This is a genomic window from Pseudomonas sp. YuFO8 (genome assembly GCF_035065025.1).
Classification (GTDB): Bacteria; Pseudomonadota; Gammaproteobacteria; order Pseudomonadales; family Pseudomonadaceae; genus Aquipseudomonas; species Aquipseudomonas putida_AE.
On the sequence record NZ_JAXDEQ010000034.1, the window covers coordinates 1 to 13,862 of the forward strand.

Consider the following 13,862-nt stretch of genomic DNA (forward strand, 5'->3'; position numbering starts at 1 on the left):
GTGGCTGCCGCGGACCTGTAGGAGCCGGCTTGCCGGCGAAGGCGTCCTTGAATATTGCGCTGGCCTTTCGGGCCTCATCGCTTGCAAGCCAGCGCCTACAAACCATCCTCCAGCGCCTCGAGGTATTCCGGGCTGTTGCTGATCGAATTGTGCCCGGTGCCCGCAATTACCTGCAGCGTTGCCACGCCCGCGGGGAAATGGCTGTAGAGGCGCCGGGTGCTTGCGCCTGGAATCACTTCGTCGTGTTCGGCGGCGATCAGGCGTGTTGGCACGGCGATATGTTCGGCGTAGCGCCAGGATTCGTATTTATCCTTCAATAGCCACTTCACCGGAAACCAACGGAACTGCCGCTCGGCCAGTTCCTCCAGGCTGTTGTACGGCGTGATCAGCAGCAGTTTCGCCGCCGGCCGAGAACTGGCCAGGCGCACCGCGACCCCCGAACCCAGGCTGCGTCCGACCACGGCAATCTGCGGGTGGTCGGCATAGACCTTGTCGAACAGGGCCATGGCATCGCGGGCAATCGCCTCTTCCGAAGGTGACCCGGAGCTGCCGCCGTAGCCACGGTAATGCAGCAGATACAGGGCATGGTCGGGGAAGGCCCGGGCGAAGTCCGGCAGGCTGCGCGAGACGTCCTCGGCATTGCCACCGAAGTAGATCAGTGCCTTGGGGCCGTCATGCGCGCGCACCGACACCAGCACCTGCGCCTCGTCCACGGGCAAGGTCAGCAGCGTGTCGGGTGAGTCGACGGCGCGGGGTTGCGGGTAGTAGATGAGCGCGCGCTGAAAGACGAACAGGGCCGCGCAGAGCGCCAGGTACAGCGCAGCGGCGATGACGACGAGGAACACCAGGGTACGGGACATTCGGCTAACGTTAGTGGGCGGCATTGACGGCTCCGGGTTGCTGTCAGAGTGTAGCTGGCGGTAAAGGAGGGCACCGATGCCCATCGCGCTCAAGTGGCTCAACGTAAAGCCTGCGGAAAGAGCGGCCCTGGCCCTGGGTTTCGCCTTCCACTTCTGCGTGCTGGCCAGCTATTACCTGGTACGGCCGTTGCGCGATGCCCTGGGCCTCGAAGGCGGCGTCGACCGGTTGCAATGGCTGTTCACCGCCACGTTCGTGGTCATGCTGCTGATGGTGCCAGTGTTTGGCGCGCTGGCGTCGCGGCTGCCGGCCACGCGCTTCGTGCCGTTGATCTACCGCACGATTGCCGTATCGATGCTGGTGTTTGGCCTGTTGATCGGCAACCGCGTGGCGCCGGTGACGGTCGGCCAGGTGTTTTTTGTCTGGATCAGCCTCTACAACCTGTTCATCGTCTCGATTTTCTGGAGCGTGCTGGTCGATCGCTTCTCCAGCGAGCAAGGCCGACGGCTGTTTGGCTGCATCGCGGCCGGCGGCACCCTTGGCACTTTCATCGGGCCCTTGCTGGCGGCGACCATGGCCACTCGTCTGGGCCCGCTGGCGTTGACCGTCGCTGCGGCGCTGCTGCTGGAGCTGGCGGTTCGTTGCTATCGGGGGCTGCTGGCGAGGACGCAAGCGCAGGCGGCTCATCACCTTTTGGACGAACGGCGCCTGGGCGGCAGCATGCTCGCCGGGATCACTCTCATCCTGCGTTCGCCGTATCTGTTGGGGCTGGTGGCCTTCATGCTGCTGCACACCAGCGCTGCGACTTTGTTGTATTTCGAGCAGGGACGGATCGTCACTGGCAGCTACGCTGATGTAGGCAGCAGGACGCAATTCTTCGCCCTGGTCGATTTGCTGGTGTCGACGCTGACCCTGATCTGCCAGTTGCTGCTGACGGCGCCGTTGATTCGTCTGCTGGGCATCGGCGGCGCGCTGCTGGTCATGCCCCTGGCGACCGTCGTGGCGTTTAGCGTCATGGCTCTGGCGCCGGTGCCGGCCAGCGTGGCCCTGGCCCAGGGGCTGCGCCGCGCGGTGGAGTTCGGCATCGTGAGGCCGGCGCGTGAAGTGCTGTGGACGGTGGTCAGCCGGGAAGAGAAGTACAAGGCCAAGAACGTGATCGAAACCCTGGTCTATCGTGGAGGTGATGCCGCCAGTGGCTGGTTGTCGGCCGGTTTGACAGCCTTGGGCGCAGGCTTCGGCCTGGTCGCGCTGGCGGTCGTGCCGTTCGCGGGCGTGTGGGGCGGGTTGTGCCTGTGGCTGGCCAGGCGCCAGGCACGAATGGCCGACGCAGCACCACCGGGGAGGGAAACGTCATGAGCCATGGCCAAGGTTTTACCCGCAGGCAAATACTCACGCTGGCTGCCGCCGCATCGGCGGTCTTCACGCTCGGCCCGAGCGGCGCGTCAACCTCGCCAGCGGCGGGAACAGGAGGCAAGACCATGATGACCCGCGTCATTCCTTCCAGCAAAGAGCCATTGCCCGCCGTCGGCCTGGGCACCTATCGCGGCTTCGACGTGGCGCCTTCGGACCCTGCCTACCGCAGCTTGTCCGCGGTGCTTGACGCCTTGTTCGAAAAGGGCGGCAAGGTCATCGACAGCTCGCCGATGTACGGCCGCGCCGAGCAGACCACCGGCGAGCTGCTGTCGATTCACGAGCCACGCTCGCCGGCATTCCTGGCGACCAAGGTGTGGACCCGGGGCCGCGAAGAAGGCATCGCGCAGATGGAGCAATCCTTCAAGCTGCTGCAGACCGACCGCATCGACCTGATGCAGATCCACAACCTGCTGGACTGGCAAACCCATCTGCCGACCCTGCGCGAGTGGAAGGAGGCAGGTCGCATTCGCTACATCGGTATCAGCCATTACACCGCGTCGGCCTATGACGAAGTGGAGGCGCTGCTCAAGGCCGAGCCGCTGGACTTCCTGCAGATCAACTACGCGCTGGATGATCGCGCGGTGGAGAAGCGCATCCTGCCGTTGTGCCGCGACCGCGGCGTCGCGGTGATCTGCAACCGGCCGTTCGGCGGCGGTGGCCTGATCGCGCGGTTGCAGGGCAAACCCTTGCCCGGCTGGGCCGCACAAGTCGGGGTCAAGACCTGGCCGCCTTTGGCACTCAAATTCCTCTTGTCGCATTCCGCGGTGACCTGCGTCATCCCTGGCACCGGCAACCCGCGCTACATGGCGGAAAACGCCAGCGCCGGATTCGGCCCGATGCTGACCGATGCACAACGTCATCAACTGATCGCCCTGGTGGGGTAACCATGCACGAAAACGCTCAACAGAAACGCGCCCGCGTACTCGATCCGGTCGACCGGGTCACCGAAGTGATTTTCGGCCTGCTCATGGCCATGACGTTCACTGGAACGATCAGTGTGGCCACCGCCAATCAGGAGGAAGAACGCACGATGATGATCGCCGCGCTGGGCTGCAACCTGGCGTGGGGCCTGGCGGACGCGGTGATGTATCTGCTGCGCACGGTCATCGAGCGCACGCGCAACCGCAACTTGTTCAGCGGTTTGCGCGAGGGTCGCGATGCCAGCGCTGGCCAGGCGCTGATCGCCGATGCGCTGCCGCCACGGATTGCCCTGGCCGCCGGCGCCGAAGGCCTGGAAGCGTTACGCCAGCGCCTGATCCAGGCACCCGCCACGCCGCTGCAGCCGGCGCTGGGCCTGGATGACTTCAAGGGCGCGCTGGGCGTGTTCCTGTTGGTAGTGGTGGCGACCTTCCCGCTGGTGGTGCCCTTCCTGCTCCTCGATCAGACGGCGCTGGCGGTGCGCTTGTCCAACGCCATCGGCATCCTGGTGCTGTTCCTGGCGGGCTGGATCCTCGCCCGCTACGCCGGTGCCAGGCCGTGGCAGGGCGGGGTTGCCCTGGCCGTCCTCGGCGCCGCGCTGATCGCCGCGATCATTGCGCTGGGCGGCTGATCGATCGGCAATCGTCTCCTATACTGAGTCGCGTCAACAGGCAAGGCACCCATTTTCAATGCCGTCGCTAACGCTCACCCGCGCTGCGACAGCGTCCCCTGACCATCACTGCAAGGAGATCGAACATGGCAATCCGCATAGGCGATGAAGCGCCGGATTTCACGGCACAAACCACCGAAGGCACGCTCAACTTCCACCAATGGATCGGTGATGGCTGGGCCATCCTGTTTTCGCATCCCAAGGATTTCACCCCGGTGTGCACCACCGAACTGGGTTACCTGGCCAAACTCAAGCCGGAGTTCGACAAGCGCAACACCAAGATCCTCGGCCTGAGCATCGACCCGGTCAGTGATCACGAGAAATGGGTGGGTGACATCGAAGAAACCCAGGGCAGTGCCGTCAACTACCCGCTGATCGGCGACGAAAACCTGGTCGTGGCCAAGCTCTACGACATGATCCACCCCAATGCCAGCGGCGGCACGCGCACCGCGGTGGACAATGCCACGGTGCGCTCGGTGTTCCTGGTCGGCCCGGACAAGAAGATCAAGGCGATGCTGATCTACCCGATGAGCGCCGGGCGTAATTTCGATGAAGTGCTGCGTTTGCTTGACTCGTTGCAGCTCAACGCCAAGCACACCGTCGCCACGCCGGTGAACTGGCGGCCGGGGGAAGACGTGATCATTCCGACGTCGGTGTCCGACGAGGATGCGAAGAAGAAATACCCGGACGGCTTCAAGACCCTGAAACCGTATCTGCGCACGGTACCGCAACCGAAATAACCCCGGCCTTTGTGGGAGCTGGCCTGCCGGCGATGGCGTCCGCGAGATCGCCTTCGCCGGCAAGCCGGGCTCCTACAAGGGAGGGTGGCTCCGGCTTACCCCAGGTATTTGTGAAACCACCCCAACGTCCGCTCCCACGCCAGCTTCGCCGCCGCCTCGTCATAGCGCGGCGTGGAGTCGTTGTGAAAACCGTGATTGGCGCCGGGATAGATGTAGGCCTCATAGGTCTTGCCCCCGGCCTTCAACGCCTGTTCATAGGCGGGCCAGCCTTCGTTGATGCGCGTATCCAGCTCACCGTAGTGCAGCATCACCGGTGCCTTGATCCGCGGTACATCCTTGGCGTCCGCTTGCCGACCGTAGAACGACACCGCGGCGCCCAGTTCCGGGTAGGCCACGGCGGCCGCATTGGTGACTCCACCGCCATAACAGAAACCGGTGATGCCGACTTTGCCACTGGCGTCGGGGTGTTTCATCATCCACTCGACGGCGGCAAAGAAGTCATTCATGAGCTTTTGCGGGTCGACCTTCTCCTGCAGCGCACGGCCCTTGTCGTCGTTGCCGGGGTAGCCGCCCACCGAGCTCAGGCCATCCGGGGCGAGGGCGACGAAACCGGCCTTGGCCAGGCGTCGCGCGACGTCTTCGATGTAAGGATTGAGCCCACGGTTTTCATGCACGACCACCACCGCAGGGGGCTTGCCGGCGGCTTTTGCCGGACGCACCAGATAGGCACGAACCTGCCCGTGGCCCTTGGGTGAGGGATATTCGACGTACTCGGCAATGATGTCCGGGTCGGTGAATTCGACCTGTTCGGCCAGGGCGTAGTCCGGGCTCAGGGACGCCAGCAGTGCACTGGCGGTCAAGCCACCCAGGGTGAACAGCGCGGCGCGGTCGAGAAACTCGCGCCGGTTGATCAGGCCATGGGCGTAGTAATCGTAGAGTTCCAACAGCTGTGGGGAAAAGTCTTTTGCAGTGAGACGGGTCATATAGGCGCTTCCTCTTCATCCAATAGAACGCGAACCTTGTAGGAGCGAGCTTGCTCGCGAAAAACCTGAGAGCACCGCGGGCTGTCAGGCTCCCCGCGTCATCGTTGACCTCCATCGCGAGCAAGCTCGCTCCTACAGGGGGGGGCATGCCAAATTACAAACTCTGCGCCCCGGCCTTCGCCACCTGCGCATCCTGCTCGGCCTTGACCCCGGACACCCCGACCGCACCGACCACCTGGCCGTCGACCGTGATCGGCACCCCGCCTTCGAGCGAGGTCAGCAGCGGGGCCGAGAGAAAGGCCGTGCGCCCGCCATTGACCATTTCTTCATAGCCTTTGGATTCCCGCCGCCCCAGGGCCGAGGTGCGGGCTTTTTCGGTGGCGATGTAGGCACTGATGGGCGAGGCGCCATCGAGGCGTTCGAGGGCCAGGGGATGACCGCCGTCGTCGACCACCACAATGGTCACTGGCCATTGATTGGCCTGGGCTTCGGTGCGGGCGGCGGCGAGTATCCGGCTGACTTCGGCCTGGCTCAGGACGGCTTTGCTGTTCATGGGCATTCTCCATTGGGCGCTATTGGGACAGGGCGGCTTCGACCAGTTCGATCCAGTGCCGGACGGGGGTACGGCCCGCGCCGTCGAGGTGCGACTGACAGCCGATGTTGGCGGTGACGATGACTTCGGGGTAGCCGCTTTCCAGGGCATTCATCTTGTTGTCGCGCAGTTGCCGGGCCAGTTCCGGCTGGGTCAGCGAATAAGTGCCCGCCGAACCGCAGCACAAATGGCCGTCCGGTACTGTGGTGAGGTTGAAGCCCAGGCGCATCAGTACCTTTTCGACCGCGCCACCAAGTTTTTGCGCGTGCTGCAAGGTGCACGGGCAATGGAACGCCACGCGGTGGGCGTTGTGGATGCCCAGCTGTTCCAGCGGTTCGGCGCGCAACACCTCCACCAGGTCCTTGGCCAGCGCGCTGACCTTCCTGGCCTTGTCGGCATAGACCGGGTCGCGCTCCAGCAGATGCCCGTAATCCTTGATGAACGCGCCGCAACCGCTGGCCGTTTGCACGATGGCCTCGGCGCCTTGTTCAATGCCCGGCCACCAGGCATCGATGTTGTGCCGGGCGCGATCGAGGCCGGCGGCCTGGGCGTCCAGGTGATAGTCCACGGCGCCGCAACAGCCGGCCTCGCGGGCCGGCATGACGCTGATGCCCAGGCGGTCCAGGACCCTGGCGGCGGCCACGTTGGTATTGGGCGACAGGCCGGGCTGCACGCAACCTTCGAGCATCAGCACCTGGCGGGCATGGCGCACGGCGGGGCGCTGCTTGGTCACCGGCAGGTTGCGCGGCAGCTTGCTTTGCAGCGCGCCGGGCAGCAGCGCGCGAAACACCTGGCCGCTGTTGACCAGGCGCTTGAACAGGTCCGGATGCGGCACCAGCGTGCGCAGCCCTTCGCGCAACAGACGCTGACCGAGCGGACGCGGTACCGCCGCATCGACAACGGCCCGGCCGATGTCCAGCAAGTTGTGGTAATCGACCCCCGAAGGGCAGGTGGTTTCGCAGTTGCGGCATGACAGGCAGCGATCCAGGTGCTGCTGGGTCTTCTGCGTCACCTCGTTGCCTTCCAGCACCTGCTTGATCAGGTAGATGCGCCCGCGCGGGCCATCCAGCTCATCGCCGAGCAATTGATAGGTCGGGCAGGTGGCGTTGCAGAAACCGCAATGCACACAGGTGCGCAGGATGCTGTCGGCTTCTTCGGCGCGGGGCAATTGGCGGGCGCGTTCGCTCAAGGTGGTCTGCATGATTCATAACTCCGCGTACAGACGTCCGGGGTTGAAGATGCCCTGGGGGTCGAGTTGCTGCTTGAGGCTCTTGTGGTAGCGCATCAATGCGTCGGGCAGCGGCTGGAAGGGCGTGTCCGTGAGCCCGTGGCTGTAGCAGGTGACGTGCCCGCCAGCCTCTTCGACGACCTGGCGAATGAACTTTGCCTCGGCGTCGGACTTGAGCCAGCGCTGGGCGCCGCCCCAGTCGATCAATTGCCGGCCGGGCAGGGACAGCCGTGGCGTGTTGTTGGGCACGGACAGGCGCCACAGGGGCTGGTCTTCATCGAAGAAGGCCAGGCGTTGTTCGTTGAGATCGGCCCAATACGAAGCGTCGAGCAACTCGCCGCCCAGGCGGTCATGGGCCGCCGCCACCGAACCTTCGCCACCCTCCAACCGCAGATGCAGGCGTTCACCGTCATGACACGCAGCGCTGATCGGCAGCGGTTGCTGGCCCCATTCCGCCAGGCGTAGCAGGGCATGTTCGGCGTTCATTTGCAGGCTGATGCTCAGGGCCTGCCGGGGCTTGGGCAACACCTTGAGCGAGACCTCGGTGATCAGGCCGAGGATGCCGTAACTGCCGGCCATCAGGCGCGACAGGTCGTAACCGGCGACGTTTTTCATGACCTCGCCACCAAAACGCAGGTGCTTGCCCAGGCCTGTGATCACCCGCGTGCCCAGGACGAAATCCCTGACCGACCCCGACCACGGCCGACGCGGCCCCGACAGCCCGCAGGCGATCATGCCGCCGACGGTGGCATCGTCGCCAAAGGAGGGCGGTTCGCAGGGCAACATCTGCTGCGCGGCGTCCAGCACCTTCGCCAGTTCCGCCAGTGGCGTGCCGCAGCGCACAGTGATTACAAGCTCCGTCGGGTCGTAGCTGACAATGCCCCGGTGCGATCGTGTATCGAGTATTTCGCCCGCCGTCACCCGTCCCAGGAACGCCTTGGTATTGGCCCCCTGGATGCGCAGCGGCGTGGCGTTCGCCAACGCCTGGTTGACCTGCTCCTGCAGCGCGCTGCTGTCATCGAGATCGGCAGTTTCCTGCATCAGAAGCGCTCCAGGTCAGGGAAGGGCAGTTGGCCTGCGTGCACATGCATGGCGCCAAACTCGGCGCAGCGGTGCAGGGTCGGTATGTTCTTGCCAGGATTGAGCAGGCCGCCGGGGTCGAACGCCGCCTTGACCGCGTGGAACAGGGTCAACTCATCGCTGTTGAACTGCGCGCACATCTGGTTGATCTTTTCCCGGCCGACGCCGTGCTCACCGGTAATGCTGCCGCCGACCTTCACGCACAGCTCGAGGATCTTCCCACCCAGGGCTTCGGCGCGATCCAGTTCGCCAGGCGTATTGGCATCGAACAGGATCAGCGGGTGCATGTTGCCGTCGCCGGCATGGAACACGTTGGCCACTCGCAGGCCGTACTCGGCCGAGAGGCTGGCGATGGCCTTGAGCACACCGGGCAGCTCGCGGCGCGGGATGGTGCCGTCCATGCAGTAGTAATCCGGCGACAATCGGCCCACCGCCGGAAAGGCGTTCTTGCGCCCGGCCCAGAAGCGCACGCGCTCGGCCTCATCCTTGGCCTGGCGCACTTCGGTGGCGCCAGCCTGTTGCAACACCTGGCGCACGCGGTCGCAATCGTCACGCACGTCGGCTTCGACGCCGTCGAGTTCGCACAAAAGGATGGCTTCGGCCTCCACCGGGTAACCGGCGTGGATGAAGTCCTCGGCGGCGCGGATGGCCAGGTTGTCCATCATCTCCAGGCCACCGGGAATGATGCCGGCGGCAATGATGTCGCCGACGGCGCGACCGGCCTTTTCCACGGAGTCGAACGCCGCCAGCAGTACCTTGGCCGACTGCGGTTTGGGCAGCAGCTTGACCGTGACCTCGGTGATCACCCCGAGCATGCCTTCGGAGCCGGTGAACAAGGCCAGCAGGTCCAGACCGGGCGAGTCCAGGGCGTCGGAGCCCAGGGTCAGGTGTTCGCCGTCGACGGTGAGGATGTCCACCTTGAGCAGGTTATGCACGGTCAGGCCGTATTTCAGGCAATGCACGCCGCCGGCGTTTTCGGCGACGTTACCGCCGATGGAGCAGGCAATTTGCGAAGAAGGGTCGGGCGCGTAGTACAGGTCGAACGGTGCGGCGGCCTGGGAAATCGCCAGGTTGCGCACCCCTGGCTGAACCCTGGCGGTACGGGTGGCGGGGTCGATCTGCAGGATCTGGTTGAAGCGGGCCATCACCAGCAGCACGCCTTTTTCCAGGGGCAAGGCGCCGCCGGACAGCCCGGTACCGGCGCCCCGGGCGACGACCGCTACCCGGCGCTCATGACACAGGCGCAACACGCCCTGGACCTGGGCAATGTCCCGCGGCAGCACCACCAGCATCGGTGTAGTGCGGTAGGCGCTGAGCCCGTCGCATTCGTACGGCTTGAGCTCTTCCTGCTGGTGCAGGATCTCCAGATCGGGCAACTGCGTGCGCAAGGCCTGCAACAGCGCGCTCTTGTCGACCTCTGGCAACGCGCCATCAACGCGTTCATCGTAAAGAATGTTCATAGTCGTTTTACGATACTCCGTTCATGAAAGCCCGGGCCAGTGCCCGTATTGCTGCTCACTGTAGGAGCGAGCTTGCTCGCGATGAACTCAAGAGCGCCGCGTTTAGCCCGTAAACACGCGTTATCGTTGACGACCATCGCGAGCAAGCTCGCTCCTACAGTGGACAGCATTAGGGCCAGTGCCCGGGATTTTCAACAGAGTTGCGCGAGCAACCCGGGCTGTGCCGATCAGTGGCCGCCCACCACCATATGACTGAACGGCGCAACATAGGCCTGCAATGTCACCAGGCCACCGACCAGGATCGCCAGGACGATCGAGTGGAAAAACACATAACGCAGGATTTCCCCTTCATGGCCGTACCAGCGGGTGGCGGTGGAGGCGACCACGATCGACTGGGCGTCGACCATCTTGCCCATCACCCCGCCGGAACTGTTGGCGGCGGCCATCAACACCGGGCTGAGCCCCAGTTGCTCGGCGGTCACCTTCTGCAAGCCGCCGAACAGCACGTTGGACGCGGTGTCCGAGCCGGTCAGGGCCACGCCGAGCCAGCCCAGCAGGGTGCCGAACATCGGATAGAAAATCCCGGTCGCGGCAAAGGCCAGGCCCATGGTCGCGTCCAGCCCCGAGTAGCGGGTGAGGAACCCCAGGGCCAGCATCGCGGTAATGGTGATCAACGAGTAGCGCACCACCCACAGTGTTCGCAGGTATTGGTGAATCAGTTGCGGGATGGAGTAGCCCATCAACAGCCCGCCGAGGATCGCCGACAGCAGGATGCCGGTGCCGGTGCTGGTGAACCAGGTGAACTTGTAGATCGCTTCTTCGGTTTTCGGCGCAGGCACCACGGGCGGAACCTTTTCGATCTGCTGGTGAATCGTGGTGAAGGTCAGGGTCGGGGCGAAAATCGGGTTGGCCTCGCGCAGCGGTTTACCCTGGGGATCCAGTTTCGCCGTGCTGGTGGCCGGATCGATCGCGGGGCGGGTGTCGAACATGTTCTTGAAGCCCTGGGTGCCCCAGGCGAACACGAAGACGGTGAGGATGATCCACGGCATCCAGGCGCGCATCACCGCGGGCTTGGCGTCGCTGGCAAAGGCCGCACTGGCGACCGGTTTTTCGTCGTGTTCCTCGGCGATCGCCGAGTTGTCGACGCGCCCGGACAGGGCGGCGGAGGTGTGCACCGTGGCCGGTTTCCACACTTTCAGGAATCCTGTCAGGCAGGCCATGGAAATCAGCGCGGCGATCACGTCCACCAGCATCGGCCCGTGATAGTTGGACACGACGAACTGCGGAACGGCAAAACTGATCCCGGTCACCAGGATCGCCGGCCAGATTTCCAGCATCTTGCGCCAGCCGGCAAAGGCCCAGATCAGCCAGAACGGCACGATCACCGAGAAGAACGGCAGTTGCCGACCGACCATCATCGACAGCTCCATTTCATCCAGCCCGGTGACCTTGGCCAGGGTGATGATCGGCGTGCCCAGGGCACCGAAGGCCACGGGGGCGGTGTTGGCGATCAGCGCCAGGCCCGAGGCGGCCAGCGGTGAGAAGCCCAGGCCAATGAGGATCGCTCCGGTCACCGCCACCGGTGTACCGAACCCCGCCGCGCCCTCGAAAAAGGCACCGAAGCAGAAGGCGATCAGCAGCAATTGCAGACGGCGGTCGTCGGTGATCCGCGCGAGGGAGTCCTGCAGCACTTTGAACGAGCCGTTCTCGGTCGTCAGCCGGTGCAGGAAAATGATGTTCAACACAATCCAGCCGATCGGCAGCAAACCGTTGGCGGCCCCGTACAGCGCGGCCGACCCGGCCATGCCGGCGGGCATGCCGAAGGCGAAAATCGCGATCACCAGGGCCGAGGCCAGGGCCATCAGTGCCGCCAGATGTGCCTTGACATGGAAGAACGCCAGGGCTGCCAGCATCACCACCACCGGCACGGCGGCCATGAGGGTTGAAAGCACCGGGTTGTTGAACGGATCGTAGAGTTGCTGCCAGACCATGTTCCACCTCTGCTTTTTATTGTTGGACGTGCAGCCCCTTGGGGGGGAGGTGGCCTGTAGTATAGGTGGCATTGCGCCGCTGTCAGGGCGTGTTTACCGGCGCTGTGCAGGCGCCTGAGCTAGCATTGCCGATAGGTCCAAACTGCAACGGGAGGAAAACCGCAATGACTGAGCGCCATCTGGAGCACAAGGAGACGCTTTCGAACGGATGCAGCATCAAGGTCAAGGCCGAGATACTGAAGGACGGCTCCCTGGGCATGTTCATCGGAGTCTACCGACCGGATGGCACGGCCATCGACGAAAACCACGATCCCAAGCCGCATATGCTGGACATGGAAGCGGCGATGGACTGGGGGATCGACATTGCCAAGGGGATTGGCAATAGCCAGAGGACGCTTTAGCGCAAGGCTGGGGATTTGCGGTGATGCCATCGCCAGCAGGCTGGCTCCCACAGCCAAATTGTGGGAGCCAGCCTGCTGGCGATGGTTTTTAATGCTTGAACATCACATGCCGCACGACGGTGTAATCCTCCAGCCCATACATCGACATGTCCTTGCCATACCCGGACAGCTTCTGCCCGCCATGGGGCATCTCGCTGACCAGCATGAAATGCGTGTTCACCCAGGTGCAGCCGTACTGCAAGCGCGCCGACAGGCGATGCGCACGACCGACGTCGGCGGTCCATACCGATGACGCCAGGCCGTAGTCCGAGTCGTTGGCCCAGCCCAGCACCTGCGCCTCATCGGTGAATCTGGTCACCGACACCACTGGCCCGAACACTTCGCGCCGCACGATTTCGTCGTCCTGCTGAGCATCGGCCAACACCGTCGGTTCGAAGAAGAAGCCATTGCCGTCCACCGCTTTACCGCCGGTGATCAGGCGGATGTGCGGCTGCGCCACGGCGCGCTCGACGAACCCGGCCACGCGGTCGCGGTGCTGCGCGGTGATCAGCGGGCCGAGCTCGGTCGCCGGATCGTCCTGCAAGCCGTACTTGATGCTGCTGACCGCCGCGCCGAGTTTTTCCACGAATTTGTCGTAGATGCCTTCCTGGGCATAGATGCGGCAGGCGGCGGTGCAGTCCTGGCCGGCGTTGTAGAAACCGAAGGTGCGGATGCCCTCGACGGCGGCGTCGATGTCGGCGTCGTCGAAGATGATCACCGGGGCCTTGCCGCCCAGTTCCATGTGCATGCGCTTGACGCTGTCTGCGGTGCTGGAAATGATGTTCGAGCCGGTGGCGATCGAGCCGGTCAGCGACACCATGCGCACTTTCGGGTGGGTGACCAGCGGGCTGCCGACTGTGGGACCACGGCCAAACACCAGGTTGAGCACGCCAGCGGGGAAGATTTCCGACGCCAGTTGTGCCAGGCGCAGGGCGGTCAACGGCGTCTGTTCCGACGGCTTGAGCACCACGGTATTACCGGCGGCGAGGGCCGGGGCGATTTTCCAGGCGACCATCATCAGCGGGTAGTTCCACGGCGCGATGGAGGCGATCACCCCCACCGGGTCGCGGCGGATCATCGAGGTGTGGCCGGGCAGGTATTCGCCACCGGCCGAGCCGCTCATGCAGCGGCTGGCGCCGGCAAAAAAGCGGAACACGTCGGCGATCGCCGGAATCTCGTCGTTGAGCGCGGCGCTGTAGGGCTTGCCGCAGTTGTCCGACTCCAGCTTGGCCAGCTCTTCGCCGTGGGCCTCGATGGCGTCGGCGAGTTTGAGCAGCAGCAGCGAACGTTCCTTGGGCGGGGTCTGCGACCAGCTGTCGAACGCGGCATCGGCGGCGCGCACGGCGGCATCGACCTGGGCTTCGCTGGCTTCGTTGATTTCCACCAGCACGCGCCCCAACGCCGGGTTGAACACCGGTTGGGCGGGGCCTTCGCCGTTGATGAGTTGGCCGTTGATCAAGAGTTGGGTTTGCATAAGTCTGTCCTCGTT

General features: G+C 64.3%; 13 protein-coding genes and 1 pseudogene. 5 read left to right on the forward strand and 9 right to left on the reverse strand.

Going from position 1 to position 13,862, the window contains the following annotated elements; genetic code table 11:
* Positions 1-95 precede the first annotated feature (95 nt).
* Positions 96-884 (reverse strand): alpha/beta hydrolase, encoded by a 789-nt coding sequence (locus SOP95_RS23955; protein WP_323608548.1) that lies wholly within the window; start codon positions 882-884, stop codon positions 96-98.
* Between the two features lie 52 nt (positions 885-936).
* On the opposite strand from SOP95_RS23955, the gene SOP95_RS23960 reads away from it, so the two are divergent.
* The 4 genes from SOP95_RS23960 to SOP95_RS23975 all read left to right on the forward strand — a co-directional run bounded on the left by SOP95_RS23960 (position 937) and on the right by SOP95_RS23975 (position 4,599).
* Positions 937-2,214 carry an NTP/NDP exchange transporter gene (locus tag SOP95_RS23960; RefSeq protein WP_323608549.1) on the forward strand — a complete coding sequence of 426 codons (1,278 nt, stop codon included), beginning with the start codon at positions 937-939 and terminating at the stop codon, positions 2,212-2,214.
* Positions 2,211-3,155: an aldo/keto reductase gene (locus tag SOP95_RS23965; RefSeq protein WP_274077950.1), complete on the forward strand. Its 945-nt coding sequence runs from the start codon at positions 2,211-2,213 to the stop codon at positions 3,153-3,155. The genes SOP95_RS23960 and SOP95_RS23965 overlap by 4 nt, the downstream gene beginning before the upstream one ends.
* Positions 3,156-3,157: 2 nt before the next feature.
* Positions 3,158-3,820 carry a hypothetical protein gene (locus tag SOP95_RS23970; protein WP_274077951.1) on the forward strand — a complete coding sequence of 221 codons (663 nt, stop codon included), beginning with the start codon at positions 3,158-3,160 and terminating at the stop codon, positions 3,818-3,820.
* Between the two features lie 125 nt (positions 3,821-3,945).
* Complete coding sequence (locus tag SOP95_RS23975; RefSeq protein ID WP_323608550.1) at positions 3,946-4,599, forward strand: peroxiredoxin; 654 nt, start codon at positions 3,946-3,948, stop codon at positions 4,597-4,599.
* Between the two features lie 95 nt (positions 4,600-4,694).
* Here the strand turns inward: SOP95_RS23975 and yghX are convergent, their stop codons facing one another.
* The 7 genes and pseudogenes from yghX to SOP95_RS24010 all read right to left on the reverse strand — a co-directional run bounded on the left by yghX (position 4,695) and on the right by SOP95_RS24010 (position 11,933).
* Positions 4,695-5,582, reverse strand: coding sequence for a YghX family hydrolase (yghX, locus tag SOP95_RS23980; RefSeq protein WP_274077953.1), 888 nt, complete (start codon positions 5,580-5,582; stop codon positions 4,695-4,697).
* A 31-nt stretch (positions 5,583-5,613) separates the two neighbouring features.
* Positions 5,614-5,730 (reverse strand): annotated as a pseudogene (locus tag SOP95_RS23985) (outer membrane lipoprotein carrier protein LolA); the annotation flags it as partial.
* Positions 5,731-5,736: 6 nt separating this feature from the next.
* Positions 5,737-6,135, reverse strand: coding sequence for a heme-binding protein (locus SOP95_RS23990; RefSeq protein ID WP_274077954.1), 399 nt, complete (start codon positions 6,133-6,135; stop codon positions 5,737-5,739).
* Positions 6,136-6,154: 19 nt separating this feature from the next.
* A complete protein-coding gene (gene glcF, locus SOP95_RS23995) occupies positions 6,155-7,375 on the reverse strand; it encodes a glycolate oxidase subunit GlcF (protein ID WP_274077955.1) in 1,221 nt (406 codons plus the stop codon).
* 3 nt (positions 7,376-7,378) lie between these two features.
* Complete coding sequence (gene glcE / locus SOP95_RS24000) at positions 7,379-8,443, reverse strand: glycolate oxidase subunit GlcE (protein WP_274077956.1); 1,065 nt, start codon at positions 8,441-8,443, stop codon at positions 7,379-7,381.
* Positions 8,443-9,942 carry a glycolate oxidase subunit GlcD gene (glcD, locus tag SOP95_RS24005; protein WP_323608551.1) on the reverse strand — a complete coding sequence of 500 codons (1,500 nt, stop codon included), beginning with the start codon at positions 9,940-9,942 and terminating at the stop codon, positions 8,443-8,445. The genes glcE and glcD overlap by 1 nt, the downstream gene beginning before the upstream one ends.
* Positions 9,943-10,169: 227 nt before the next feature.
* The gene (locus SOP95_RS24010; protein WP_323608552.1) at positions 10,170-11,933 is read right to left on the reverse strand and encodes an L-lactate permease; all 1,764 of its coding nucleotides are present in this window, start codon (positions 11,931-11,933) and stop codon (positions 10,170-10,172) included.
* A gap of 164 nt (positions 11,934-12,097) precedes the next feature.
* Between SOP95_RS24010 and SOP95_RS24015 the strand changes: the two genes are divergently transcribed.
* Positions 12,098-12,334, forward strand: a complete 237-nt coding sequence (locus SOP95_RS24015; RefSeq protein ID WP_046818795.1) for a hypothetical protein — start codon at positions 12,098-12,100, stop codon at positions 12,332-12,334.
* An 88-nt stretch (positions 12,335-12,422) separates the two neighbouring features.
* Here the strand turns inward: SOP95_RS24015 and SOP95_RS24020 are convergent, their stop codons facing one another.
* A complete protein-coding gene (locus SOP95_RS24020; protein ID WP_323608553.1) occupies positions 12,423-13,847 on the reverse strand; it encodes a gamma-aminobutyraldehyde dehydrogenase in 1,425 nt (474 codons plus the stop codon).
* Between the last annotated feature and the right edge of the window lie 15 nt (positions 13,848-13,862).

Excerpts from the sequence above, each read along its gene's own strand:
- SOP95_RS23955 (WP_323608548.1), bottom strand. The coding sequence starts at position 884 with ATGCCGCCCACTAACGTTAGCCGAATGTCCCGTACCCTGGTGTTCCTC.
- SOP95_RS23960 (WP_323608549.1), top strand. The coding sequence starts at position 937 with ATGCCCATCGCGCTCAAGTGGCTCAACGTAAAGCCTGCGGAAAGAGCG.
- SOP95_RS23965 (WP_274077950.1), top strand. The coding sequence starts at position 2,211 with ATGAGCCATGGCCAAGGTTTTACCCGCAGGCAAATACTCACGCTGGCT.
- SOP95_RS23970 (WP_274077951.1), top strand. The coding sequence starts at position 3,158 with ATGCACGAAAACGCTCAACAGAAACGCGCCCGCGTACTCGATCCGGTC.
- SOP95_RS23975 (WP_323608550.1), top strand. The coding sequence starts at position 3,946 with ATGGCAATCCGCATAGGCGATGAAGCGCCGGATTTCACGGCACAAACC.
- yghX (WP_274077953.1), bottom strand. The coding sequence starts at position 5,582 with ATGACCCGTCTCACTGCAAAAGACTTTTCCCCACAGCTGTTGGAACTC.
- SOP95_RS23990 (WP_274077954.1), bottom strand. The coding sequence starts at position 6,135 with ATGAACAGCAAAGCCGTCCTGAGCCAGGCCGAAGTCAGCCGGATACTC.
- glcF (WP_274077955.1), bottom strand. The coding sequence starts at position 7,375 with ATGCAGACCACCTTGAGCGAACGCGCCCGCCAATTGCCCCGCGCCGAA.
- glcE (WP_274077956.1), bottom strand. The coding sequence starts at position 8,443 with ATGCAGGAAACTGCCGATCTCGATGACAGCAGCGCGCTGCAGGAGCAG.
- glcD (WP_323608551.1), bottom strand. The coding sequence starts at position 9,942 with ATGAACATTCTTTACGATGAACGCGTTGATGGCGCGTTGCCAGAGGTC.
- SOP95_RS24010 (WP_323608552.1), bottom strand. The coding sequence starts at position 11,933 with ATGGTCTGGCAGCAACTCTACGATCCGTTCAACAACCCGGTGCTTTCA.
- SOP95_RS24015 (WP_046818795.1), top strand. The coding sequence starts at position 12,098 with ATGACTGAGCGCCATCTGGAGCACAAGGAGACGCTTTCGAACGGATGC.
- SOP95_RS24020 (WP_323608553.1), bottom strand. The coding sequence starts at position 13,847 with ATGCAAACCCAACTCTTGATCAACGGCCAACTCATCAACGGCGAAGGC.